Here is a 23,761-nt window from a genome sequence, read left to right as displayed (position 1 = left end):
TCTGCCGTACGGCGTGTCGCTGACGCAAACCTCTTGATCAACAAAGAGGTCGGGGGGTCAGGTGGGGAGGAGGGCTTCGGTGAGGGCGGGGAGGAGGAGGGTGATCTGCCATTCGCGGGCGTGGAGGGCGCGTAGGGCGTCGGCGACCGTGGCTTCGGTGATCTCCTCGGGGGGTTGCCAGGCGAGCCGGCGGACCGTGTCGGGGGAGATCAGGTTCTCCGGCGGCAGGTTGTGCTCGCCGGCCAGCCGCAGCACCACCTCGCGGGAGCGGGCCAGCCGGGCGGCGGCAGCCGGATCCCGTTCGGCCCAGCGGTGCGGCGGGGGCGGGCCCTCCACCGTCGGTGCCACCGGCAGATCCTCGTCCGGCAACTGCCGCGCGTCGTCCAGCGCCGCCAGCCAGGTCCGGGCCAGCCGGCGTACCGACCGGCCGCCGAAACCGGGCAGGGTGAGCAGCGTCTTCTCGTCCTTCGGGTCCAGTTCCGCCGCTGCCACGATGGCCGAGTCGGGCAGCACCCGGCCCGGCGCCGAGTCCCGGCGGGCGGCGATCTGGTCGCGGGCGTACCACAGGGACCGCACCCGCGCCTGCGCCCGTGCGCCGCGGACCCGGTGGATGCCGGAGGTACGGCGCCACGGCTCGGCGCGTACCCGGGGCGGGCGGGTGCCGGCCTGAACCAGCGCGGCGAACTCCTCCTCCGCCCACTGCGACTTGCCCTGCCGGGTCAGCTCCGCGTCGAGGGCGTCCCGCAGGTCGGTCAGCAGCTCCACGTCCAACGCCGCGTACGTCAGCCAGGACTCCGGCAGCGGCCGGCTGGACCAATCCGCCGCCGAGTGGTGCTTCTCCAGGCTGTAGCCGAGCAGCTGCTCGGTGAGCGCGGCCAGGCCCACCCGTTCGAAACCGGCGAGCCGGGCGGCCAGCTCGGTGTCGAACAACCGCCGCGGACGCAGCCCCAACTCGGCGAGGCAGGGCAGATCCTGGTTGGCCGCGTGCAACACCCACTCGGTGTCCGCGATCACGGCGTCGAGCGCACTCAGGTCGGGCAGCGGCAACGGGTCGATCAGCGCGGTACCGGCGCCGCTACGCCGCAACTGCACGAGGTACGCCCGTTGGCTGTAGCGGTAGCCCGAGGCGCGCTCGGCGTCCAGGGCCACCGGGCCGCTGCCGGCCGCGAATCGGGCCACCACCTCGGCAAGTTGCTCCGGGACGGTCACCGGCTCAGGGGTGCCCTCGCGAGGGGCGGTCAGCGGCACGGACTCGCCGCCGGTGGATTCGGTCCCCGCGTCCGACGGCTCCGGCCGCGCCGAGGGCGGGGTCTCGATGTCGTTTCCCGTACGGCTTGCGGCGGTCCGACGGCGCAGGGGTGGTTCGTCGGTCACCTGACAACCCTAGTGCGGAAGCGGAACACACCGCGCGCACCCGCCCCCGCCGCGTGTCGACCCGGCCGGTCCGCCGCCCGCGGCTCAGCCGGTGGCGGCGGCTCGGCGGTCGGGCAGGGCGGTGACGCCGGGCGGCGGCAGGCCGGCGGTGGAGGCGAGCAGGGTGCACCAGGCGTACAGGTGCGAGGCGAGGTCCCCGTCAGTCGGTGTCCACGAGGCGCGGATCTCGATGTCGGCGGTCGCGGGCGGACCGGCCAGATCCCCGAACCGGTTCGACATCGTCTGGGTGACCGTCCCGCCGATCGCCCGGTAACCCGCATCCTGGGCGTCGAGGGCATCGGTGAGCCAGGTCCAGGCGACCCCCGGCAGCAGCGGGTCGGCGGCCAGATCGCTCTCCAACTCGGCGGTGACGTAGGTGACCAGCCGCAGGGTGCCCTGCCAGGCCTCGTGTCCGACCGGGTCGTGCAACAGGATCAGCCGCCCGGTGGTCACCTCGTCGCCGTCGCGCAGCACTGAGGCGGAGAGCGCGAAGGCGTACGGTGCGAGTCGTTGCGGGGCGCCGATCTCCTCCAGGTCGATCTCCGGCCGGGGTGTCGCCGACCGGAGCCCGGCGACCGCGCGGGCGAAGGTGTCCGGAAGCGCGATCGGGGGGGCCATGTCCGCAGCCTAAGCCGCCACCCGCCGCCTCGCTGTGACGGCACGCCGAGGATCGACTCGCCGTTGATCACTTGTCGGCTCGCGCCGATCCGGTCCGCGTCGGCTGTTAACAGGGGACCCCTGCTCTACCGCAGGCGTTAACAAGGTGCCCTTCCTTTCATGTCACGTCACAAAGTGGGCGGTGGGGGAGGGAGACGGGTGCAGCGCGTGGCACGATGGCCGCGATGACCACCGACACCACGGGCGCCGCTGCCCGAGACGACGCTTCCCGCCCCGGCGGGCCCGCCGACTCGCCCTTCGTGCGGGCGTGTCGTCGTCAGCCCGTCCCGCACACCCCGGTCTGGTTCATGCGCCAGGCCGGCCGGTCGCTGCCGGAGTACCGCGAGATCAGGGCCAACGTGGCGATGCTGGAGTCCTGCCGCCGCCCCGACCTGGTCACCGAGATCACCCTCCAGCCGGTACGCCGGCACAAGGTGGACGCGGCGATCCTGTTCAGCGACATCGTGGTGCCGGTCGCCGCCGCCGGGGTCGACCTGGACATCGTGCCCGGCACCGGGCCGGTGGTGGCCGAGCCGGTGCGTACCGCCGCCGACGTGCAGCGGATCCGCCCGATCGGTCGCGACGACGTCCCGTACGTCGACGAGGCGGTCCGGATGCTGGTCAAGGAGTTGGGCGACACCCCGCTGATCGGCTTCGCCGGTGCGCCGTTCACCCTGGCCAGCTACCTGGTCGAGGGCGGGCCGTCGCGCAACCACGTCAAGACCAAGGCCCTGATGTACGGCGATCCCGAGCTGTGGCACGCCCTGGCCGGCCGGCTCGCCGAGGTGACCCTGGCGTTCCTGCGGGTGCAGATCGCCGCCGGGGTCAGCGCGGTGCAGCTCTTCGACTCCTGGGCGGGCGCGCTCTCCGAGGCCGACTACCGCCGGTTCGTGCTGCCGCACTCGACGACCGTGCTGTCCGGCCTGGCCGACGCGGGGATCCCCCGGATCCACTTCGGGGTGGGCACCGCCGAGCTGCTCGGCGCGATGGGTGAGGCCGGGGCCGACGTGGTCGGCGTGGACTGGCGTACCCCGCTGGACGTCGCGACCCGGCGGATCGGGCCCGACAAGGCGGTGCAGGGCAACCTCGACCCGTGCCTGCTGTTCGCCCCGTGGCCGGTCATCGAGGCCGAGGTGCGCCGCATCCTCGACGAGGGCCGCGCCGCCCCCGGGCACGTGTTCAACCTCGGACACGGGGTGCTGCCGGAGACCGACCCGGAGGTGCTCACCCGAGTGGTCGCACTGGTGCACGAACTGTCCGCCCGCCCCGCCGAGGGGGCCTGACCGCCATGGCGTCGCGGTGGCGGCTGGCGGTCGTCGGCGGCGGCATCGCCGGCCTGGCCGCCGCGGTCCGGTTGCGCGACCGCGCCCCGGAAGACACCGAGATCATCGTGTACGAGCAGTCCGGCGCGCTCGGCGGCAAGCTGCGTACCGGTGAACTGCTTGGCGGTCCGGTGGAGTTCGGTGCCGAATCGTTCCTGATGCGGGATCCGGCCGGCGGCGACTCGGCGGTGGTGACCCTGATCCGCCGCCTCGGACTGGCCGACCGGATCGTGCACCCCACCGTCGGGCAGGCGGCGCTCGCCGTCGACGGCCAGTTGCGGCCGATCCCCGGCGGCACGCTGATGGGCGTACCCGGGGATCTGGAGAAGGTGGCGACGGTGGCCCGGCCGACCCCGCAGGCCGACCACGACGACGGCGCGCCGATGCTCGGTGACAGCGACGACGTCTCCGTCGGCGCGCTGGTCCGCGCCCGGTTCGGCGACGAGGTGGTCGACCGGCTGGTCGACCCGATGCTCGGCGGCGTGTACGCGGGCCGGGCCGACGACCTGTCCCTGGCCACCACCATGCCCGCCCTGGCCCGCGCCGCCCGCACCCGGCACACGCTGCTCGACGCGGTCCGGGCCGCGCAGGCCGCCGCACCCCGCTACACCGGCCAACCGATCTTCGGCACCCTCGACGGCGGGCTGAGCACCCTGGTCGAGGCCGCTGCCACGGCCAGCGGGGCGACCATCCGCACCAACGCCGCGGTCCGTGAACTCACCCCGACCGGCACCGGCTGGCGACTGACCGTCGGGCCGACCCGCGACCCGGAGCACGTCGACGTCGACGCGGTGGTGCTGGCGGTGCCGGCCCGGCCGGCGGCCCGGCTGCTCACCGGCGTGGCCGACGCGGTGGCGGCGAAGATCGGCGGGCTGGACTACGCAAGCGTCGCGCTTGTCACCCTGGCCCTGCCCGAGCCGACGCTGCCGCAGCTGTCCGGCTTCCTGGTGCCCGGCACCGAAGGGCTGCTGATCAAGGCGTCCACGTTCTTCACCACCAAGTGGGGGCACCTGCGTCGCGACGACGGGGTGGCGCTGGTGCGCGCCTCGGTGGGCCGCTACGGCGACGAGGCCCAGCTCCAACGCTCCGACGAGGACCTGGCCGCCACCGTGCACCGGGAGTTGTCGGCGGTGCTCGGCACGCCGCTGCCCGCCCCGGTCGGCGGGCACGTGCAGCGCTGGGGTGGGGCGTTGCCGCAGTACACCCCCGGGCACCTCGATCGGATCGCCGCCGCGCGGACCATCCTGCGGGCGGCGCATCCGACGCTGACGTTGGCCGGTGCCGGCTACGACGGCGTGGGCATTCCGGTCTGCGTCCGCTCCGGCGAGACGGCGGCCGAGGAGATCATCACTGCATTGGGAGGATCGGCGAGATGACCGAGCAGAGCAACGCGGCCCGGCTGAAGGAACTCAACTCCACAATCCGCTACACCATGTGGTCGGTGTTCCGGGTCAGCGCCCCGCTGCCGTCGCTGCGCGACAACGTCACCGGCGAGGTCGAGTCGCTGATCGAGGAGTTGGCCGGCAAGGACGTGGTGGTCCGGGGCACGTACGACGTGGCCGGGCTGCGCGCCGACGCCGACCTGATGATCTGGTGGCACTCCTCGTCCAGCGACGCCCTCCAGGACGCCTACCTGCGGTTCCGGCGTACCACGCTGGGGCGGGCGATGACCCCGGTCTGGTCGCAGATGGCGCTGCACCGGCCGGCGGAGTTCAACAAGAGCCACATCCCGGCCTTCCTCGCCGGTGAGGAGGCCCGCGCCTACCTGTGCGTCTACCCGTTCGTCCGCTCGTACGACTGGTACCTGCTGCCCGACGCCGAGCGGCGGGAACTGCTCGCCGAGCACGGCCAGATGGCCCGGGGCTACCCGGACGTACGCGCCAACACGGTGGCCTCGTTCGCGCTCGGCGACTACGAGTGGATGCTCGCCTTCGAGGCCGACGAACTGCACCGGATCGTGGACCTGATGCGGGACCTGCGCGCCTCGCGGGCCCGGCTGCACGTCCGCGAGGAGGTGCCGTTCTACACCGGCCGCCGCCGCTCGATCGCCGACATCGTCACCGCCCTGGCGTGAAAGGAAGGGCACCTTGTTAACGCCTCGTGCATAGCAAGGGCCCCCTGTTAACACTCACCGGCGCCGACGGGCCGACGCGTCAGCGTCGGCCCGTCGGTCGGCCGGGCGGGGCCGCACCCGAGGGAGATGGGCGCGACCCCGCTCGGGATCAGGTGGTGGCCGTACAGGTCAGCGTGGGTGCGCTGGCACTGGAGCCGGAGGCCAGGAAGCCGAACGTGGTGCTGGCTCCGGAGCCGAGGCTGCCGTTGTAGCTGACGTTGGTGGCGGTCACCGTCGAGCCGCTGGAGCTGAGCGTGGCGTTCCATGCCTGGCTGACCTGCTGACCGTTGGCGTACGTCCAGGTCACCCGCCAGCTGCGGATGGCCGCGCTGCCCGCGGTCACAGTCACCTCACCCTGGAAGCCACCGGACCAGCTGTTGGTCACCTGGTACGTCGCCGAGCAGGCACCCGTCGCCGGCGGCGGGGTGGTGGGCGGCGGCGTGGACGGCGGAGGAGTGGTGGGCGGCGGGGTCGTGGGCGGGGGAGTGGTCGGCGGCGGCGTGGTGGGCGGCGGGTTGGTGCTGCCACCGAACTGCACGTCGCTGCAGTGGTAGTACGACTGGTCGAAGTGGCTGGCCTGCCAGATCGTGTAGATGATGTGCCGGCCGCTGCGGCCCGGCGCGTTCACCGGGATCTCGATGGAGACGCCGTCGACCTCACGCTGCCACTGGGAGGCCGGCGTGTTGCCGATCTGCCCGACGAGCTCCAGGTCCGACCAGGCCAGCGGCTTGGTCAGCGCGTCGAAGCCCTGCTTGGTGGCGTACACCCGGATGTAGTCGGCCCCGTGGCTGGCCTGGTCGAAGAACTTCAACCGGAAGCTGTTGGAGACCTGGGTGGTCCGCCAGGCGCCGATGGTGTCCAGGGCGTTGTAGCGCCCACCCTCGGCGCGGCCGCCCGAGCAGAGCTGGCCGTCCGGGATGGCGGCCTGGTGGTTGCCGCCGACGCCCTCACGGAACTGGCCGTTCCAGTTCCACATGGCCTGCGGGTTGGCCTGCCAGGCCTGCCAACACATCGGGTCCTCGGTGGCCATCCGAGGGTTCATGTGGTCGCCACCCCAGCGCTCCCAGCAGCTGTAGGCGCGGGCGCCGGGGTTGACGACCGAGCCGTGTGCTGAGGCGGAGTTGACCAAGGCGGTGGAGACGAGCAGGGTGGCGGCTGCCGCGGTGGCGAGCAGGCCGGCCAGCCTGGCGGGTTTGAGCATTTTGGACATGCGTGGAGCCCCCAGGGGGAGTCGTCGGATTGCGACATCGCCCGAACGCCCGGGAGTTGCCTCTCCCGCGCCGGTCCGCGTGGCACTGCGGTTATTGGCTCCGTGCGGAAGAATGGCACAAAACATCGCCATCCGTCAATCGCCGCGGTCGGATCAGGGGTCGCGGCGCATGGGGGTGTGCGGGATGCCGTCCTCGACGTACTCCGGGCCGCTGACCGTGAACCCGTGCCGGGCGTAGAAGTCGACCAGATGCGACTGCGCCTCCAGCACGCACGGCCGGTCGCCGATCTCGGCCAGGGCCGCGGTCAGCAGCCGCCCGGCATGACCGCCTCCGCGCGCCGACGGCGCCACCACCACCCGACCGATCCTGGCCACGCCGTCGGGGTCGGCCAGGATTCGCAGGTACGCCAGGACAGCGCCGTCGCGTGCCAGCCAGAGGTGTCGGGTGTCGGGTTCGACGTCGCGGCCGTCGAGTTCCGGGTACGCGCACTCCTGCTCGACGACGAACACGTCGACGCGCAGCCGTACCAGGTCGTGAAAGGTGCGGGCGTCCAGGTCGGCGAACCCGGCGACCCGCAGCTGCGTGCTCGGCATCGGCCCAGGCTAGGGCGTCACCGACCGGCCGCCGATCTCGGGTGGGTGTCAGCCGCGACGGGGAGCGTGCCTGGTCGAGCGGGGCGGGGCCGCGCCTGGTCGGGCGATGAGGGCGTGCACGGTCAGGCGGGGCGGGCGCCGACGGTGTCACGGATCTGGGCGCCCTGCTCGGCCTCCACCGCGCGGGCGCAGTGACCGCAGCAGAAGAACCGCCCGGAGACCTCCACCCCGTGCCCGATGATCTTCACCTGGCAGTGTTCACAGATCGGGGCCAACTTGTGTGCGGCGCACTCGAAGCTGTCGAAGGTGTGCACGTCGCCGCTGACGGTGCGTACCTCGAAGGCCAGCCAGTAGTCGTTTCCGCAGACCTCGCACGTCGCCACGACGCATCTCCCTCGATAGCCCGGTTGTTGCCCCCAGCGTGCGGCACCCGACCGGCCGGGTCGCCCGGATTCGGCGCCGATCGCCCGGACGGGGAGCCGATCGCCCGGACGGGGCGGCGTGTCGCTCGCCGCGGATCGGCCGTTGTACCTGGTGACCTGGCCGGCGGCGGCTCGGCCGCCGCCTTTCGGTGGAGTACGCGAACCGGGAGGAATGATGATCAAGCGGAACCGACTCTTCGGCAGTCAGACCCGGGTCACCTTCTGCCTTCCCCGAGACACCCCACCGGGGACGGTGAGCGTGGTCGGGTCCTTCAACGGTTGGCAGCCCGGTGAACACGTGCTGGTGGCCCGCCGGGACGGCACCCGGACGGTGACCGTACGGCTGGGGCCGGGACAGCACCGCTTCCGTTACCTGGCCACGGGTGGGCTGTGGTTCGACGACGAGTCTGCCGACCGAGTGGACGACCAGGGCGGCCTGCTGGTCCTCTGAGTGCTGCCACTTTTATTGACAACGGTCTTTACTGTTAACATTGTTTAAATTATGTTGGTGGCACCTCACCAGGCAACATGCCGCGAAGGAGCCGCCGCCATGCGTCGAAGAATCACTCTCCCGCTGGTCGCGACGGGTGCCATGGTCGCCACCCTGGCCGTCGCCGCCCCCGCCCAGGCCCACGGCTACGTCTCGTCACCGCCCAGCCGGCAGGCGCTCTGCGCCCAGAACCGGGTGCCCGACTGCGGGCAGATCCGCTGGGAGCCGCAGAGCGTGGAAGGCCCCAAGGGGCTGCGCACCTGCCACGCCAACATCTCCCACTTCGCCGTCCTCAACGACGACAACCGGGGCTGGCCCGCCACCTCGGTCGGCACCACTGTCACCTTCACCTGGGTGAACACCGCGATGCACGCCACCCGCGACTGGGAGTACTACATCGGCAACACCCGGGTCGCCGTGTTCAGCGGCGGCGGACGCCAGCCGGGCCCCACCGTCTCGCACAGCGTCAACCTGTCCGGCTACTCCGGCCGCCAGAAGCTGCTGGCCGTCTGGAACATCGCCGACACCGCCAACGCCTTCTACTCCTGCGTCGACCTGCAGATCGGCGGTGGCGGCAACCCGCCGCCGAGCCCGAGCCCGACCACCCCGCCGGCACCGTCGCCCACCCCGACCGTCGCCCCGACCAGCAACCCGCCGGCCGGTGGCACCTGGACCGCGGGCCGCGCGTACGCCGTCGGCGACCAGGTCACCTACGGCGGTCGGACGTACCGCTGCCGGCAGGCGCACACCGCGATCGCCGGTTGGGAGCCGCCGAACGTACCAGCGCTGTGGAGCCTGGTCTGAGCAGCGGGAGGTGCGGTTGGTCCCGGCCGCACCTCCCGCCGGCCCGCCTCCGGGCGGTGCTGGCCCTGACCGCCGTGCTGTTCGCCACCGGTTGCGGCGGTGGGCAGCACGGCGGTGGCGGCGCGCCGGCACCGCCGGCCGCGACCGCATCGGCGACCGGCCCGGCGGCGTCACCCGCTCTCGACGCACCGCGAGCCGCCGGATCCGGTACGCCGGCAGCCACCGGGATGGCCGGCATCGACCTGCTGTTCCTGTCGATGATGGCCGGGCACACCGAGCAGACCCTGCAGATCGCCCGGCTGGTCCACGACCGGCTCGCCGACCCCGACCTGCGGACCCTGATCGCCGCCATCGAGGTGACCGAGGCCGACGAACTGGCCACCGCACGCGGCTGGTTGGCGCAGGCCGGGCGCAGCGCCCGCGCCGACGAGCACGCCGGCCACGGCACCGGCCCGGACCAGTTGGCCCGGCTGCGCGACGCCCCGGCCGGCGAGGTGGACCGGGTGCTGGTCGAGGTGCTCGCTACCCACCAGAAGGGCGCCGCCGACCTGGCCCGCGCGCACCTGGCAGCCGGCACCGACGAGCGGGTACGCGACCTCGCCCGACGCATCGAGCAGTCCCGTACCGCCCAGGTCGCGATGCTGGCCGCCCACCCGGCAGCGGCCTGACCGGCTCAGGGGGTGCTGGGGTCCAGGCGGATGGAGAGCGAGTTCACGCAGTGCCGGGTGTCCTTCGGGGTGAAGCCCTCACCGCGGAAGACGTGCCCCAGGTGGCTGTCGCAGCGGGCGCAGCGGATCTCGGTGCGCCGCATGCCGAGGGAGTTGTCCTCGATCTCCTTGATCGCACCCGGGATGGCGTCGTCGAAGCTCGGCCACCCGCAGTGCGAGTCGAACTTGGTGTCACTCGGGTACAACTCCGCACCGCAGGCGCGGCAGCGGTACATGCCGGGGGTCTTGGTGTCGACGTACTCGCCGGTCCACGCCGGCTCCGTGCCGTGCTCGCGCAGCACCCGGAACTCCTCGGGGCTGAGCCGGACCCGCCACTCGTCCTCGGTGCGGGGCAGTTCGCTGTCGGGAAGACTCACCCGTCAACGGTACGTCGAACGTCGGACCCATCGCATATGGTCGCGAAATGGCAGGCACGAAGGCGGCGGCCGAGGAGATCGAGGTCGCGGGGCACACCGTACGGCTGTCCAGCCCGGACCGGGTGATCTTCCCGAAGCGCGGCTTCACCAAGGCCGACGTCTTCGGCTACTACCTGGGCGTCGGCGACGGCATCATGCGTGCCCTGCGGGAGCGGCCGACCACCCTGCAACGCTTCCCCGACGGCATCGAGGGGGAGATGTTCTTCCAGAAGCGGGTGCCCACCCGGGGCGTACCACCCTGGGTGCGCACCACCGAGATCACCTTCCCCAGCGGGCGCACCGCCGCGGAGCTCTGCCCGGCTGACCTGGCCCACGTGGCCTGGGCGGCGCAGATGGGCACCGTCGTGTTCCACCCGTGGCCGGTGCGCGCCGCCGAGCCCGATCGCCCCGACGAGCTGCGCGTCGACCTCGACCCGCAGCCCGGCACCGACTTCGCCCACGCGGCCACCGCCGCCGGCGAGCTGCGCGCCATCCTCGACGAGCTGGGCGTCCCCGGCTGGCCGAAGACCTCCGGCGGCCGAGGCGTGCACGTCTACCTGCGCATCCAGCCACGCTGGAGCTTCGTCGAGGTGCGCCGGGCCACCATCGCGCTGGCCCGGGAGCTGGCCCGCCGCCGCCCCGACCTGGTCACCACCGCCTGGTGGAAGGAGGAACGCGGCGAGAGGGTCTTTATCGACTACAACCAGATGGCTCGGGACCGCACCATCGCCTGCGCGTACTCGCTGCGGGCCAACGCCCGGGCGACCGTCTCCACCCCGGTCACCTGGGACGAGCTACCCGACGTCGACCCGGACGACTTCGACCTGCGTACCGTCCCGCCGCGGCTGGCCGAGCAGGGTGACCCGCATGCCGGCATCGACGACGCCGGGTGGGACATCACTCCGCTGCTGGAGTGGGCCGAGCGCGACGCCGCAGCCGGCGAGGGCGACCTGCCCTACCCACCGGACCACCCGAAGATGCCCGGCGAACCCAAGCGGGTCCAACCCTCCCGCGACCGCGACCGCCCCCGCTGACCGGCCCCGCCACCCTGTTCCCCGGGCGGGACGTTCAAGATCACGCTCGATTCGGGATCGAGTGGCTTCCAAGTTGCTTCGAGACCACTCGATCCGGGATCGAGCGCGATCTTGCGGAGTGCGGGTGACTCGGCGGCCCGGGTTGCAGCGAAGGGCTACGAGAGGCCGTCGGCCTTGATGGTCTCGACGAACGATCGCCACTGGGTGGGGCCGAAGAACAGCAGCGGCCCGGCGATGTCCTTGCTGTCCCGGACCCCCACGACACCATCAAGATCGTCGGCCACCTCGACACACTCGCCCTCGGCGCTCCGGCTGCTCTTGCGCCACCGGGCGTTGGTCAGGTCACTCATCGAAGGTCTCCTTGATAACCGTCCCGATCAGGTCTTCAGACTCGCGTACGCCCAACGAAAGGTCCAGAAGGGTGGACCACGCATCGGCGTACGCTGTCACCTCCGCCGGCTTGTCCAGGTAGAGACTCCCGGTAAGCGACTCGCTGTAGATCGTCGAGGGCTCGGCGGGCCGCGTGCCCCTTGCCGGGAAGTCCAGAATGATGAACGAGCCGGCGACGGATGCCGCGTGCGGTCCGCTGCCCAGCGGCAACACTCGGACCGAGATGTTCGACCGCTGTGCGATGTTCACCAGGTGCGCGAGTTGGCTGCGCCAGGCGTCCATGTCGGCGATGGGGCGACGGATCACGGCCTCGTCGATGATCGCCTCGAAGGCAGGTGCCTTGGGGTTGCGGCGAGCGAGCAGCTTCTGGCGCTCCATGCGTAGCGCGACCTTTTGCGCTATCTCGTCCTGACTCCGACCAGCCTTGGCGCTGAAGATGACCGTCGCATACTCCGCCGTCTGGAGCAGTCCAGGAACCAGCGTGGGCTCATACTGGCGCACCCGGTGAGCCGCTGCCTCCAACCCGACGTACAGCTCGAACCATGCGGGGATGGCGTCCCCGTAGGCGTGCCACCATCCCCGGCTCTTGCTCTCGCGGGCCAGGCTGACCATGACCTCGGTCAGTTCGGCGGAGGCACCGTAGTGCTGGCACATCAGCGTCACGTCATGAGTGCGTAGGGAGGTCTGTCCGCCCTCCAGTCGGTACATCTTGGCGCGCGACCATTCGAGCGCCTCGGCGGCAGCCTCCAGACTGATGCCGGCCTCCTCCCTGGCCTGACGCAGCAGCCTGCCGAGTTGTCGGCGGGGCACAGAAGATCCCACATCGCTCATGTCGCCTCGTCTCAACCTGGCACTAGGCGGTGTCTCATTTGGAACAGCATCGAGTCCCGAATGGCACGGCGTCAATCCGTTTCCACGAATCTCGTCGTGAGACGTTGCATTTTCTGCTGTCGCTGATCGATCGTGGCGGTCAGTGTCATATCGATGCGTGGTCGGAGGAGGTTCGGGTGGCTCGGTGGAAATGGTTTCAGCGCAAGGACGAACCGATCGACGTGGTGGAACATGGTTCCGATCGGGTTGGTGCCTACGGCGGTCAGCCCGCCTCGAACGCATCCACGGCGATCCAGGTCCAGCCTCGACGACGGCGGTTGGGGCTGTGGGGCTCCAGTCGCGCCGTACGGCGGTGCAACCGGGGTAGCCGCCGGTGAGCGGGGAGCAGGGGCTGTGGTCCGTCGAGGTGGCGGACCTGCCCGAGATCGAGGTGACCAGCCAGCCGGCACTGCTGGTCCTGGCAACCGAGGACGACGGGCCGATCGGGTGGGCCATGGTCTTTCCCGAAGGCGACTTCTGGCTGATCCGCAACTCCGCGCGGACCATGACCCACGGTTCGAGCCTTTCGGTCCTGACCAGCTTCTGGGCCAGCGTCTTCGACTGCGAGGTCGGGCGCCCCCAGCTGGCCGACCCGCCGACAGGCGTCAGAGGCTGAGCTTCATGCCCTCGTGGCTGGCCACGAAGCCGAGGCCCAGGTAGAAGCGGTGCGCGTCGTGGCGGCTCTTGTCGGTGGTGAGCTGCACCAGGCCGCAGCCACGCTGCCGTGCCTGATCGATCGCCCAGGTCATCATGAGTCGGCCGAGGCCCTGACCGCGCCGGTCCGAGCGGACCCGTACCGACTCGATCAGTTGCCGTTCGGCACCGTGCCGACCGAGCCCCGGGATGTAGGTGAGCTGCATGCAGCCGACCACCTCGCCGCCGGCCTCGGCGACGACGAGGTGGTTGCGCGGGTCGGCGGTGATGTCCGCGAACGCCTTCTCGTAGGTGGCGTCGACCTCGCCGACGTCCCGGGTGCGCCCCAGCATGTCGTCAGCGAGCAGGTCGAGTACGGCGGGCAGGTCGGCCCGGATCGCCGCACGGAAGATCACGTCGCTCATCCCGCGAGAATCCCACACCCGCGGCGACCGGTGTGTGGCAGACCGAAGGGCCGACCCCACCTGGGGGCCGGCCCTTCGGGTGTTCAGTTGTCGGATCGTCAGCTGGCGGCGCTGTAACCGCGGGTGGCGATCCAGTTGGCCAGGGTCTTGATGTCCATCTGGTAGGAGGCCTGGGCGGGGTTGGCGGAGTCGGCGATGGTCACGGTCTTGCCCTCGTCGTCGTAACCGGTGACGCTGACGTAGTGCCCGCCTTCGAAGCTGTGGGCGACGCCGTCGGTGTCGGTGGCGGTGCCGGCGATGTTGGCGACCACGGCACGGCCGTCATCGACGGTACGCACGACGTCCTCGCGCAGCTTGTCGGTCTGCTTCTCGGCGGCCTTGGCGTCACGGATCTCCACCGACTTGTAGACGTCCTTACCGGTCTCCTTGTTCAGCACCGGCGTGATGTCGTTGATGGAGTCGGTGCCGTTCTCGGTGGTGCCCATCCGCTCGGCCATGTCGTACACGTCGATGTTCTTGCCCTGCACGGACAGGGCGTTGCGGGCGGCGGCGGGGCCGCAGAAGTAGAAGTTGGGCTGGGCTTCGTAGCGCACGTCGAGCTGGCGCTCGTCGCTGGGCTTGCGGTCGGCCTGCACGCCAGCGGGGGCGGCGTGGGCGGCGACGGCGGGGCCGGCGATGCCACCGGCGGTGGCGGCGGCAGCGGCGAAGGTCAGGGCGGTCTTACGCAGGAGGGTGGTACGCATGATTGAGTCACACCTTCCGTTCGGGGGTACGCAGCAGGAATCAGCCCGGTTCGGGCGTGCCGTGCTGCGGGGGGAAAGAGGAACGCCCGGCGAGGTGCTCGGGCGTCCGAGGGATGTAACGATCCCGGGCGGCCCCACATTCCAGGGGTTCCGGGAGACCGCGTGGCGGGGGAGCCCTCGCGGTATGCCATGTACAACGACCCGTGGCCGGGCATCATTCCGCCGTCGACCGATCGGAGCCCCCCGCAAACGGCCATATACCGGGCGGCAGGTCGGTATCGGGCATGAACTCTCGGCGCCCCGCCCCGCAGCAGCGGCTTGCCGAAGGCGATCACAATGCCCGGATGACTGTTATCCGCCAGGCTGCGTCGATTGTGCTTGCACTGCTGGTGCTGACCACAGCCACGAGCTGCACCGAAACGGAACAGGACGATCTGCCCACCCGAGTGATGCAGGTGCCGGCCGAGGTGCGTGGGCTCGGTCCGGCGGTGCTTGCGGTTCCCCTGACCGACGACGCGACCGGGCTGCTCGCGCTGGAACGGTTCGGCGATGACCTCGCCGGCCTGACGCCCGCCCGGCGACACACCCAGGTCGCCCTCGGCGATGATCCCCGTTTCCCGACCGTCGCGCGAGGGCTCGGTGAGGATCGCCGTGACGCCGTACTCGTCGACGGCAGCCTGCGCGACGTCACGTTGCCCGATATCGGGTACGCCGACCGCACCTTCAGCGTCGATGCCACGCTGTCGATCACGACATCCCGTTGTCTCACCGTGACCGGCGACGGCAGGGTCGGGCTACCGGCGGCCGAGGCCTTCTGCGAGATCGCCGACCGGGGCGGGGTGATCTGGGAGGACCGGCAGGGCGGCCGGTACGGCGGGATCGACCTCTCGTCCGGGGCGGCGAGCCCGGCCGTCGAACTGCCGTCGAAGCCGATTGCCGCCACACCCGACGGCCGCTACCTCGCCGCGCTCACCAGCCAGGACCCTCGGCAACTCGTCATCGCGGACACCAGGACCGGCCAGTCCCGGCCCACCGTGACGGTCAGCGGGGCGGACCGCGGGGCGGACTTCCCCGGGGTCTTCACCAGCGGCGGGTTCGCCCTGCTCCGCCAGACCGTTCCCGGCACCCGCCGGATCAGCCTGGTCACCCCGAAGGGGAAGGTACGTGACCTGCTCTCCCCGGTCGGCGAGGTCGCCTTCGCCCCGGACGGGCGGCGCGCCATCGTGGTGGACACCCGCTCCGGCGAGGGCCGACTCTCCGTACTCGACCTGAAATCGGGCGCGGTCACGCCGGTGGTCGGCGACGGCACCGAGCAGCCCGACCGGCCGGCGGAGCTGCCGCCGGTGACCGGCACCGTCACCGCGACAGTTTCCGGCGACCACGCCCTGGTCGTCGAGCTGGAGGCCGATCCGGACACCGGCCAACGGATGCCCCGGCCCAGCCGCGCCTGGTCGGTACGACTCTCCACCGCGACCGCGACCTCCCACCCGAACACACCGGAGGCCTCGGAGGTGACGGTGTGGCGGCACGAATTCCCGCCTACCGGCGCAGCCGCGTTGTCGGCGCTGTGGTTCGAGCCGGGCAAGCAGACCCTCACCCTCAGCCCCGACGGTACGGTCACCAGCGCCCCGCCTGGAACCTTCCCGCGAGAGACCCTCGGTGACGGCGCGGTGCTGCACACCCTTCTCGCCGAGAGCGGACGCGAGCGGGTGGATCGGCTGCTGGTGACCGACAGCTCCGGCGGCAGGGTGGAGATTCCCACCGGTGCCGGCCACGACCAGCGGGTCGCCAACGTGATCCTCACACCGGACCAGGAGCACCTGCTGATCTCCCTGCGTCCGCTCAACCGCCGGACAGCGCCAGGAGATCTCGACGTCGTCATGATCGCTCGCCGGGACGGCACCGGCAAACCCGTCGTCGTCTACCAAGGGGCCTGGTTGGTCAGCCTCGGCATCGTTCCCACAAGCACCAGTTGACCTGATGGCGACCGGGAAGGTCGGAGGCTACGAGTACGACCTACGCGCTCTTGCCGACGCTACCGAACAACGCGATCGCCGCCACATCGTTGCATTCGGGCGGGACCAACGGATACAGGTCGGAGGGCTGTGCGACGGTCGGCAGTTCCTTGTATCCGCCGCCAGCGGAAATCCGGTCGCCCGCCGTCAACGCGCCAACCTTGGGCACCCGTACGCCGATTCTGCCGTCGGTGAGCAGCGTGACGCCCGGGGGCCAGACCACCACGTACGATTGCATCTCGGCGTCGCGCAGGACCAGGCATCCGCCGTTGCCGACCCCAAGTTCACCGCGCAACGCGGCGAGGAGGTGCACTTCGGTGGCCGCGACCAGCGTCTGGAAGCCTTCCCCTGTCAGGAGGCTGCCTCCCGCGCTGGTAGGGCTGGCGGGCCCTCGGACAGTCGACGTCTCGGCGGTCAGCGGACGCGAATGGTCCCCGGCGCAACCGGTCAGGGCCAGCAGCAGCGCGCAAGTGCACACGGCGATCCGAACCATGCGGCCAGTAGAACGGGCACAAACCGGTCAGGCAAGCTGCCGTGCCGTTCGTTTCCGCTGGTTGCCCTGGCAGCCCGGCCTGGTCGGCGTAGTCGTCAGTGGCAGTGGGGTGCGCTGGCGGGCTGGACCGCTATGGCCTGCGGGCGGGTCCACTGCGCGGTCGGTCGGCCGTCCCTGCGCCAGAAGCTGTACGGCGGACGCTGCGGCCAGCCCTCGGGAGAGTCCTCCCAATCCTCCTGGCGGCCGTAGACCGTCATGTCGAGCAGCTTGAGTGAGCCCATGATCGCCTCGACGCCACGGCTGGTCGTCTCGTAGGTGAGGAAGACCCGGTCGTCCTGACGGAGGTAGCAGGCAATGGCACCGCTGTCGGCGAAGGCCGGCTCGTCGACACCGTACGTCGAATACCACGGGTGGGTGTAGCCCATGAACTCCCGGAATGGAGCGATCTCCTCGTACGGCCCCTCGCAGAAGACGGCGAAGGTGATGCCGCACTCTTCGAGGTAGACCGGGTTCTGAAAGTCCCAGATGCTGAGGGTGCAGCCCTCGCATTGCCCCTCGAACGGCTTGCCGAGGTGCCACATGTGCTTGTAGACGACGAGTTGGTTACGGCCCTCGAAGATGTCGAGCAGCGAGGTCAGGCCCCGCTCGCCGATGAGTTCGACGGGCTGGATCTCGGTCATCGGCAGGCGGCGACGCGCAGCGGCAATGGCGTCACCCTCGCGGGTATGGGCCTTCTCGCGGGGCAGCAGATACGCCGAACTCGGTGACGCCTGCCGGGCGGCGAACGCGCTCGACCTGGTGGGCGACCGATGGACGCTCATCGTCGTACGCGAACTGATTCTCGGACCGAAACGTTTCTCGGACCTGGCGGACGCGGCCCGCGGCATCACCCCGGCGGTCCTCAGCGACCGACTCCGGTCGCTGCAGCAGGCCGGCATCGTCGAGCAGGTCATGCTCACCGAGCAACCCCACACCCGGGCGTACGCCGCCACCAGGTGGGGCCAGGGTCTGGAGACGGTCGTCGTGGCGTTGGGACAGTGGTACGCGACCGGCCCCGACCCCGACACCTGCGGTGGCATGACTCCCGACGCGATGGTCCTCGCCATGCGCACCATGGCGCCGCCCGTGCTCGCCGACCTGCCGCCGATCGCCCTTCACCTGTACGACGCCCGCCGGTCCGACCCACCGGTACACCGGTACCACCTGACCGCCGTCGACCGGACCCTCACCATCCAGGTCGGATTTGCCCGGCAGCCGGTGGCGACGGTGACCGCCGACTCGACAGTGTGGAGCGTCATCCTGTTCGGGAGCCTGCCGCTCGCCGACGCCGAACGCACCGGTGGCGTGCACGTCACCGGAGATCGTGACGTGATCGTGCGCGTCGTCGGGCTCTATCTCACCGGGCAGCGCCCGACGAGCGGGTATGGCAACCTCGGCATCGCGACGACGACAGGATGTGCCGATGAGCGCAGGGGAATACACGCCGGGTGAGCAGCTCGGGGATTCACTGCCGCCGGGTGCGAGGCGCAGGGTCCTCTATCGCCCGACGGTGTGGTGGCTTCGCCTGCTTCCCATCGCGCTGGTGCCGGCCATGGTCTTCCTTGCCGTCGGCGGCTGGATCGTGGTGCTCTGCTACGTGGCGGTGGGATTGCTGATCACCTTGCCGATGCGCCTTGCCGCCTACACCGAGTGGGGGCTCAGGCAATCGGACCTCGACGAGATGGTGTTGCGTGACGCGGTGAACGCTCGATTCTGGTGAGGGTCGATGCCGCTCGGGCCGCTGCGCGAGGATGTAGCACCGAGGAGCGGAGGTGGCCATGCCCATCAGGATCGGTGGCGGAGCCTACTCGGTGCTTCGTCGAGCCGGGCGTGAGGCGGCGCGGCTGAAGAAGACGAGCATCGGCGTCGACGACGTGCTCTTCGGCCTGCTGGGGCGCTACCCGCCGCTGCGAACGGTGATCCCGCTTCGGTCGCATCCGCAGCCGCAGGGTGGCGAGAAGTCGCCCGACCCCGCTGACGACGTCGAATTGTCGGTGGAGTCGACGCTTGAGGTTGTTCGGGCAATGCGGGAAGCGTACTGGCGGTCCTTTGGTTGGCCCGGTCCGGCGCGCGACCGGTTCGCCGAGGTGGTCGGCTGGGACGCGGCTGCGGTGGCGGTGGTCCGGCTCGCGGCTCATCTCGCGGTGCGGCGTCGAGCAGCGTACGTGGGCAGCCACCATCTGCTGGAGGCACTGTTGGAAGACCCGGGTCGGCGCGCCGACGAGTACCTTGCGCGCGACCGGATCGTGCCGGGTCAACTGGATGACGTGGTGGCTCAACTGTGGCCGAAGGGCGACCGGGAGCCGCCCCGGCCGGGGCTCGCCGGACCGTTAGGGGAGATCGGCGTCCTCGTCCGGGAAACTGGGAGGAAAACCGGTTACCTGAAGCGGGCCTTGGCCACCTGGGTGGTCCGGCTGTTCGCGGAAACCACACCGGCATTGAGTTGGTTGGAGTTGGAGGCGGTCGCCGAGACCGTCCGGCTTGGGCACGACCGCACCTCACCAGCGCATCTGATTATGGGGGCGCTCGTGTTCGAGGAGGAGATGCAGGCCGGGGAGATGCGGCCCGCCTCGCCGTCCGATGCCGCGAACGAGGTCCTGCTCGGCCGTTTCGGCGCAGTCCGGCAGGACGCCAGCCTGCGGGCAGCAGAAACGGTGTGCGGTTCGGAGATCGCAGGGCCGCGCCGGAAGCGGTCATGGCAGACCGAACGGAACAACCCGCCATGGACGGCGGCGGCTGCCCGGATCGCCGAGCGGGCCCGGGAACTGAGCACCCTCGGCGCACGGGTGCCGGCGGGAAACGCTCACCTGGTGTACGCCGCCGTCACCGACGCAGATCCCGGCGGCCGGCAGTTGCTCGCCGATCTGGGCGTCGATCCCTCAGCCGTCCGCGACCTGGCCGCCGACCGCCTCGGCCTGACATGACGTCGAAGCGAGCGTGCCGGTCCAACGACCCGCCGGCCCACCCTGGTGCGTACCGGAGTCGCAGGTATGCGCGCAGCGCGTTGACCGCGGCACCCTCTTCCCCTGTCGCGCCATGTCTACCTGATGACTGGAGGTATCCAACGGTGGGGTTTCCGGCTTGGCTGGACGGCGCCAGCCCGTGTGTGCGGGCAGAGTTGAGACGCTGCGGGTGGAATCCAGATCGAGGCATCGGTGTCGACCACTGGATCGAAGAGATCGTGCGGGACGGGTTCGTCTTGCATGACCTTGCCGTGTCGATGTGGAGGTCTCTCGGCGGGCTTGAGCTGGTCAACCTTGACCGCTCGAACAGCATCTTGATCGATCCGACCGACGTTCAGGGGTATCTGACGGCACCCTTCGATGAATGGCCGAAGCGTTATGGGCAGCGTTTCTGCCCTCTCGGTGAATGGAACGTGGTGGACAACGTGTTCATAGGGAGTGAGGGTCTGGTGCTGACCAGCTTGGGCTCGCTTTATCCGAAGGTTGTCGCCCGCAGCCCGGCCGAAGCGCTTCATGAATTTCTCTGCACGTAGGCCCAACGGCTGATTCTCCTTCTCCGGGATCACCATCCGTGGGCCCGTCTTCCGCAGGGGCCATCGAGCGACTCCCTATAGGCTTTGTGGGTGGTCGACGATTGGGCATCCGCTGCCAAGGAGTTGTCCGGCTTGTCTGCACGGCACCGGGTGGCATTTGTTGCCGCCACGGTGCAGCGCGGGGCGCCGGCCTTCACGGATCTGATCCGCCGCCGGCGGGCAGACCATGAGTTCTTCGCCGAGACCGTTGGGTTCCTCTGGGCCGTGGCGGCGGGCGCGGAGGCCACGGCGATTCCGGCCCGCCGCGCGCGGCTCAACAAGTTCAAGGAGATGCGGGCGAAACCGGAGGCCGACGACGAGCGGTTCTTCGCCGAGCAGGCGGTCTTCCTACTGGACTACGCGCTCGACACGGTCGAAGGCGATCGGGACGGGGCTACCAGCACGATCAAATGCGCCCTGCACATGATGGACGGCTTCGACCAGGACCTCGGCGAGGACGACAACTACGACCGAGAACTCGGCGTCCAGGAGCGAGTCCTGCAGGAGTTGCGCCTTTCGGCGATCCCCTCCGCCGACGAGGTGTCGGAGTTGCGCTGCCAGGCGCTACTCGACGCCGAGTTGACCCGGGCCGCAGTGCGGCGTGTGTTGCGTTGACGCGGTGACTGGCCTCTGCCTGCGGCACCGATGACAGGTGTCGGCGGGGCACCGGTGGCAGGGCTGGTGGGTTATGTTCGCTACCCGGTCCGTACCGTGCGGGAGGTCAGGCCGCTCGGCAGAGCCGGACGGGGCGACGAGGTAGGGACTACGTGGTGGGGCCATTTGAAGGCGCGTTGTCAGGACCGTCTCGGGTGTCGCTGGGGCAGGTGGCTCAGAGGCTTGCGAGCGAGCGGCTTGCTGGGACGCCACCGTTGATCCTTGCGCAGTTGCGTGCCTCCAGTCTCCCGGTTCCGGTCGATGGCATGTTTATCACCAACGAGGAACTTCTCCTCGACTTCCGGAATGCCAACGGCGCTGACTACCGTCTGCTGGGTCTCAGTGACTCGATCGGCGGAAGCCCGTACCTTCTTTCGGCCGCCGGGTCGGTGATGCTCCACGATGCGGAGGATAACCATCTGCGTTACGTCAATTCGTCGCTGGATGCCTTTCTGTTCTTCGTGAAGCGTTGGGACTCGTTCGTTTCCCTGGATGCCGTAGATGAGGACGCCGGGATGAGGCTTGGCCGTAAGCTCAAAAAGGAGTTGAGGAAACTCGACGGGAGCGCCTTCGTGGATGAAGACTCCTGGTGGGCATGCATATTTGAGGAAGTTGAATACGGCATTCTTGGGCCAGCTTGACCGGACAGTAGGTGGCAGAGGGGTGGGGACTGGTTGGTTAGAGAAGAGGTCTTGGCGTTCCGTCGAGTCGCGCCGCTGCCTTCAGAGGATGATGAATCCGAGGGGGCGGACGAGAGGCTGGAGGAGTGTCAACGGTTGCTGCTCGAGATTCAGGGTCCGGTCTCTGATGCCGAGGCTCAGATCCTCGCTGAATGTTTTGGAAAAGATAACTGTTTCGGGCTTTCCTGGACACTGCTTCACTTGGTGGAGACGGCACCCATGTGGGCAGTGAATTCGCCGCCAGCCGACGGTGCTAACCCATGGATTGAGTACCTGTGGATTCGATACCAGAACAGTTTGTCTGACCAAGGTTGCGACCAGTGCAATCGGGATGGATGAGCATCCCCCGGCCTGGTCGCCGGTGATGTTGATGGCCAGGATCGGTGGGTGCCGTTGGCGTGGCCGGTGGGGTAGGGGTCCCCTGGGGGCCGGGCGGGACCCCAGCTGATCACGGAAACAGCCGCTGGTTGATGATCTTTTTATCCAGTGAAGAACGTCGACGGGGAAGAGATGGGTTTTGACGCTGCCCTCGCTGTGATGCTGGCGTCGGTTCCATGGACGAATCTGGGCCGTGCGGAGAACTATGGAGTTCCTGACACGGTACCCAAGCGGATCACCGAACTGGTGCGCGGAGCCACGCCTGAGATTCGTGAGGAAGCTGCTGGAGGGCTGTACTGCGCTGCAGCGAATCAGGGTGTGTTGGGTGAGGTCTCGCCGTTCGTCGCGAACATCCTGGTGCGGGTCTTGCGGCAGGGGCTCTGTGTGGACCGGGAGTCGGTCTACTACGTAATCCAGGCCATCCAGGAGTGTCGGGCGTGGCGGGTCCGTGACGATGACGTCGGCGAACGGATTCTTGCGGAGTCAAGGTCGGAAATCGAGGCCGGCTGGGACGCCTACCTGGTCGACCTGCATCGCCTCGACCTGGCGAGGTCCCCGTCGCTGTTGCTGTTGTTGGAGGACTTCGCGGCGAAGCGTCTGGAGGTTCTGGTCCACCTGTGGGCGGAGGTCAATCGTGCGGACGGGGACACCAAGGCTCAAGTGATGGAGGCGTACGCCGGTGCGTTGGAACACGCGCTGCAGCACACAGCGGATCCCGGGGAATGCTTCTGCGGTGACGGTTTTTGGCTGACTACGGCAGTGGTGAACCAGGCCGCACCTGAGCTGGTAGAAGTCCGCCGACCGCCCTGGGCGCCTATAGCGGACCTGCGGCAGGGCTGAGGTGATCACCTTCCCGTGCCTACTGCCCGACTTCGCTGGTCCCCTTCGCCGTGGATCCGCACTCTCCCCAAGCGGTGAGAGTGGGGCAACGAGCCGGGCACGATACAGGGAGTAAGAAGTGAACTTGTCGGGCTACGAGGAGGAGCTTCCGGAAGACCTCGACTGGAATGCAATCGTATTCGACGGCGCGCGACTGGTTGGGCGTATCGGCTTCTGCCTGCGTACTTCCAGGGCCAGTGCATCGATGACGAGGAGCTGCTTTCCGCAGTGTGGGGCGTCGGCCCTGAAGTAATCCGAAGAATGCAGGACGTTCTTACTGATCCGGCAGCGTGGCCGGTATTTGAGGTCGGCCTCAAGGGCGACGCCAAGATGGCCGTGGTGTACCGGAACATGCAGGACGACTTCGCCGTCGACTATCTGCTCTGCCCCGCGCCCGGCGCGCACTGCGTCAATATCGCTACGATTGGCGGTGGAAGCCTGGGGCCGGGGTTGTCCTGGCCTGAGATTAATGGCATTGCCCGCCGGTTCCCTGACGCCGCCGAACGGGCAGGCGCTCTGCTCTTGCTGGCTCCAATTCTGGGCGATGTCGAAGCTCCGGCGCAGAATGCGGTGAACGTAGTCGCCGAGGCGATTCGAACAGTGGGGGGCGTCGGTCCGGTCGATGAACTTGCGGAGATAATAGTGTCGGACAATCTGGAATGGGATCCAGCTGAAGGCGTGCCACGGAAAGTGGCGTCGTCATCTGTGCTGAGGAGTCAAGTCGTCGGAATCCGGTCGGTGTCTGGCCGCTGATGCCTGCCGAGTTGCGGATGGTTTCAGAGTTGCTGGCCGTATAGCTACGAGGCTACCCTTTTTGGCGCTGGCTGGCGTGAAATAGCGAGAAA

The 23,761-nt window shown here is 69.5% G+C and carries 29 protein-coding genes; 17 read left to right on the top strand and 12 right to left on the bottom strand.

Annotated features, from left to right (window positions below; genetic code table 11):
• Positions 1-57 precede the first annotated feature (57 nt).
• Both Vgi01_RS16770 and Vgi01_RS16765 read right to left on the bottom strand, forming a co-directional pair.
• Positions 58-1,374: a ribonuclease D gene (locus Vgi01_RS16770; RefSeq protein WP_102657169.1), complete on the bottom strand. Its 1,317-nt coding sequence runs from the start codon at positions 1,372-1,374 to the stop codon at positions 58-60.
• 84 nt (positions 1,375-1,458) lie between these two features.
• On the bottom strand, positions 1,459-2,031 hold the full coding sequence (locus Vgi01_RS16765) for a DUF3000 domain-containing protein (RefSeq protein ID WP_102657170.1): 573 nt from the start codon (positions 2,029-2,031) through the stop codon (positions 1,459-1,461).
• 224 nt (positions 2,032-2,255) lie between these two features.
• On the opposite strand from Vgi01_RS16765, the gene hemE reads away from it, so the two are divergent.
• Genes hemE through hemQ form a run of 3 tightly spaced genes read left to right on the top strand, consistent with a single transcriptional unit; the run spans position 2,256 to position 5,466 of the window.
• On the top strand, positions 2,256-3,353 hold the full coding sequence (gene hemE / locus Vgi01_RS16760) for a uroporphyrinogen decarboxylase (RefSeq protein ID WP_204291615.1): 1,098 nt from the start codon (positions 2,256-2,258) through the stop codon (positions 3,351-3,353).
• 5 nt (positions 3,354-3,358) lie between these two features.
• Positions 3,359-4,768 carry a protoporphyrinogen oxidase gene (hemG, locus tag Vgi01_RS16755; protein WP_204291614.1) on the top strand — a complete coding sequence of 470 codons (1,410 nt, stop codon included), beginning with the start codon at positions 3,359-3,361 and terminating at the stop codon, positions 4,766-4,768.
• On the top strand, positions 4,765-5,466 hold the full coding sequence (gene hemQ, locus Vgi01_RS16750) for a hydrogen peroxide-dependent heme synthase (RefSeq protein ID WP_013732330.1): 702 nt from the start codon (positions 4,765-4,767) through the stop codon (positions 5,464-5,466). The genes hemG and hemQ overlap by 4 nt, the downstream gene beginning before the upstream one ends.
• Positions 5,467-5,614: 148 nt before the next feature.
• Here hemQ and Vgi01_RS16745 read toward each other — a convergent pair whose 3' ends face one another.
• From Vgi01_RS16745 to Vgi01_RS16735, 3 genes are all read right to left on the bottom strand, one after another.
• The gene (locus Vgi01_RS16745) at positions 5,615-6,706 is read right to left on the bottom strand and encodes a lytic polysaccharide monooxygenase auxiliary activity family 9 protein (RefSeq protein ID WP_204291635.1); all 1,092 of its coding nucleotides are present in this window, start codon (positions 6,704-6,706) and stop codon (positions 5,615-5,617) included.
• 162 nt (positions 6,707-6,868) lie between these two features.
• Positions 6,869-7,309, bottom strand: a complete 441-nt coding sequence (locus Vgi01_RS16740) for a GNAT family N-acetyltransferase (RefSeq protein WP_204291613.1) — start codon at positions 7,307-7,309, stop codon at positions 6,869-6,871.
• A 122-nt stretch (positions 7,310-7,431) separates the two neighbouring features.
• A complete protein-coding gene (locus tag Vgi01_RS16735; RefSeq protein ID WP_013732333.1) occupies positions 7,432-7,692 on the bottom strand; it encodes a metallothionein in 261 nt (86 codons plus the stop codon).
• Positions 7,693-7,906: 214 nt separating this feature from the next.
• On the opposite strand from Vgi01_RS16735, the gene Vgi01_RS16730 reads away from it, so the two are divergent.
• From Vgi01_RS16730 to Vgi01_RS16720, 3 genes are all read left to right on the top strand, one after another.
• Complete coding sequence (locus Vgi01_RS16730; protein WP_204291612.1) at positions 7,907-8,182, top strand: isoamylase early set domain-containing protein; 276 nt, start codon at positions 7,907-7,909, stop codon at positions 8,180-8,182.
• A gap of 99 nt (positions 8,183-8,281) precedes the next feature.
• Positions 8,282-9,025 carry a lytic polysaccharide monooxygenase gene (locus Vgi01_RS16725; protein WP_126712218.1) on the top strand — a complete coding sequence of 248 codons (744 nt, stop codon included), beginning with the start codon at positions 8,282-8,284 and terminating at the stop codon, positions 9,023-9,025.
• Between the two features lie 56 nt (positions 9,026-9,081).
• Positions 9,082-9,693, top strand: coding sequence for a DUF305 domain-containing protein (locus tag Vgi01_RS16720; protein ID WP_204291611.1), 612 nt, complete (start codon positions 9,082-9,084; stop codon positions 9,691-9,693).
• Between the two features lie 5 nt (positions 9,694-9,698).
• Here the strand turns inward: Vgi01_RS16720 and msrB are convergent, their stop codons facing one another.
• The gene (msrB, locus tag Vgi01_RS16715) at positions 9,699-10,109 is read right to left on the bottom strand and encodes a peptide-methionine (R)-S-oxide reductase MsrB (RefSeq protein WP_013732337.1); all 411 of its coding nucleotides are present in this window, start codon (positions 10,107-10,109) and stop codon (positions 9,699-9,701) included.
• A 47-nt stretch (positions 10,110-10,156) separates the two neighbouring features.
• Between msrB and ligD the strand changes: the two genes are divergently transcribed.
• Entirely contained in the window at positions 10,157-11,182 is a 1,026-nt protein-coding gene (gene ligD / locus Vgi01_RS16710; RefSeq protein WP_204291610.1) for a non-homologous end-joining DNA ligase, read from the top strand.
• A gap of 155 nt (positions 11,183-11,337) precedes the next feature.
• Here the strand turns inward: ligD and Vgi01_RS16705 are convergent, their stop codons facing one another.
• Both Vgi01_RS16705 and Vgi01_RS16700 read right to left on the bottom strand, forming a co-directional pair.
• The gene (locus tag Vgi01_RS16705) at positions 11,338-11,532 is read right to left on the bottom strand and encodes a DUF397 domain-containing protein (protein ID WP_102658034.1); all 195 of its coding nucleotides are present in this window, start codon (positions 11,530-11,532) and stop codon (positions 11,338-11,340) included.
• Positions 11,525-12,403, bottom strand: a complete 879-nt coding sequence (locus Vgi01_RS16700) for a helix-turn-helix domain-containing protein (protein ID WP_204291609.1) — start codon at positions 12,401-12,403, stop codon at positions 11,525-11,527. The genes Vgi01_RS16705 and Vgi01_RS16700 overlap by 8 nt, the downstream gene beginning before the upstream one ends.
• Positions 12,404-12,776: 373 nt before the next feature.
• Here Vgi01_RS16700 and Vgi01_RS16695 point away from each other — a divergent pair, with 373 nt between their 5' ends.
• Positions 12,777-13,058: a hypothetical protein gene (locus Vgi01_RS16695; RefSeq protein ID WP_102658032.1), complete on the top strand. Its 282-nt coding sequence runs from the start codon at positions 12,777-12,779 to the stop codon at positions 13,056-13,058.
• On the opposite strand, the gene Vgi01_RS16690 is transcribed toward Vgi01_RS16695, so the two are convergent.
• Together Vgi01_RS16690 and Vgi01_RS16685 are read right to left on the bottom strand one after the other, a co-directional pair.
• On the bottom strand, positions 13,048-13,500 hold the full coding sequence (locus Vgi01_RS16690) for a GNAT family N-acetyltransferase (protein ID WP_102658031.1): 453 nt from the start codon (positions 13,498-13,500) through the stop codon (positions 13,048-13,050). The genes Vgi01_RS16695 and Vgi01_RS16690 overlap by 11 nt on opposite strands.
• A gap of 98 nt (positions 13,501-13,598) precedes the next feature.
• Entirely contained in the window at positions 13,599-14,243 is a 645-nt protein-coding gene (locus Vgi01_RS16685; protein WP_204291608.1) for a C39 family peptidase, read from the bottom strand.
• Between the two features lie 344 nt (positions 14,244-14,587).
• Between Vgi01_RS16685 and Vgi01_RS16680 the strand changes: the two genes are divergently transcribed.
• Positions 14,588-16,219 carry a TolB family protein gene (locus Vgi01_RS16680; RefSeq protein WP_204291607.1) on the top strand — a complete coding sequence of 544 codons (1,632 nt, stop codon included), beginning with the start codon at positions 14,588-14,590 and terminating at the stop codon, positions 16,217-16,219.
• Between the two features lie 40 nt (positions 16,220-16,259).
• Here Vgi01_RS16680 and Vgi01_RS16675 read toward each other — a convergent pair whose 3' ends face one another.
• Both Vgi01_RS16675 and Vgi01_RS16670 read right to left on the bottom strand, forming a co-directional pair.
• Positions 16,260-16,751: a hypothetical protein gene (locus Vgi01_RS16675; protein ID WP_204291606.1), complete on the bottom strand. Its 492-nt coding sequence runs from the start codon at positions 16,749-16,751 to the stop codon at positions 16,260-16,262.
• A 95-nt stretch (positions 16,752-16,846) separates the two neighbouring features.
• On the bottom strand, positions 16,847-17,497 hold the full coding sequence (locus tag Vgi01_RS16670; RefSeq protein WP_239089015.1) for a DUF899 family protein: 651 nt from the start codon (positions 17,495-17,497) through the stop codon (positions 16,847-16,849).
• Here Vgi01_RS16670 and Vgi01_RS16665 point away from each other — a divergent pair.
• The 8 genes from Vgi01_RS16665 to Vgi01_RS16630 all read left to right on the top strand — a co-directional run bounded on the left by Vgi01_RS16665 (position 17,457) and on the right by Vgi01_RS16630 (position 23,669).
• The gene (locus tag Vgi01_RS16665) at positions 17,457-18,242 is read left to right on the top strand and encodes a winged helix-turn-helix transcriptional regulator (protein WP_239089010.1); all 786 of its coding nucleotides are present in this window, start codon (positions 17,457-17,459) and stop codon (positions 18,240-18,242) included. The genes Vgi01_RS16670 and Vgi01_RS16665 overlap by 41 nt on opposite strands.
• A complete protein-coding gene (locus Vgi01_RS16660) occupies positions 18,214-18,510 on the top strand; it encodes a hypothetical protein (RefSeq protein ID WP_204291603.1) in 297 nt (98 codons plus the stop codon). Before Vgi01_RS16665 ends, Vgi01_RS16660 begins: the two co-directional genes overlap by 29 nt.
• Before the next feature lie 58 nt (positions 18,511-18,568).
• Entirely contained in the window at positions 18,569-19,714 is a 1,146-nt protein-coding gene (locus Vgi01_RS16655; protein WP_204291602.1) for a Clp protease N-terminal domain-containing protein, read from the top strand.
• 143 nt (positions 19,715-19,857) lie between these two features.
• Positions 19,858-20,286 carry an SUKH-3 domain-containing protein gene (locus Vgi01_RS16650; protein WP_204291601.1) on the top strand — a complete coding sequence of 143 codons (429 nt, stop codon included), beginning with the start codon at positions 19,858-19,860 and terminating at the stop codon, positions 20,284-20,286.
• A gap of 132 nt (positions 20,287-20,418) precedes the next feature.
• Positions 20,419-20,940 (top strand): hypothetical protein, encoded by a 522-nt coding sequence (locus Vgi01_RS16645; RefSeq protein WP_204291600.1) that lies wholly within the window; start codon positions 20,419-20,421, stop codon positions 20,938-20,940.
• A 194-nt stretch (positions 20,941-21,134) separates the two neighbouring features.
• Positions 21,135-21,620, top strand: coding sequence for an SUKH-4 family immunity protein (locus Vgi01_RS16640; RefSeq protein ID WP_204291599.1), 486 nt, complete (start codon positions 21,135-21,137; stop codon positions 21,618-21,620).
• 525 nt (positions 21,621-22,145) lie between these two features.
• Positions 22,146-22,877, top strand: coding sequence for a hypothetical protein (locus Vgi01_RS16635; protein ID WP_146017535.1), 732 nt, complete (start codon positions 22,146-22,148; stop codon positions 22,875-22,877).
• A 300-nt stretch (positions 22,878-23,177) separates the two neighbouring features.
• Positions 23,178-23,669, top strand: coding sequence for a hypothetical protein (locus Vgi01_RS16630; RefSeq protein ID WP_204291598.1), 492 nt, complete (start codon positions 23,178-23,180; stop codon positions 23,667-23,669).
• Positions 23,670-23,761 lie beyond the last annotated feature (92 nt).

The organism is Micromonospora gifhornensis, assembly GCF_016863515.1.
Classification (GTDB): Bacteria; Actinomycetota; Actinomycetes; order Mycobacteriales; family Micromonosporaceae; genus Micromonospora; species Micromonospora gifhornensis.
This window is presented reverse-complemented; position numbering and strand designations above follow the sequence as displayed.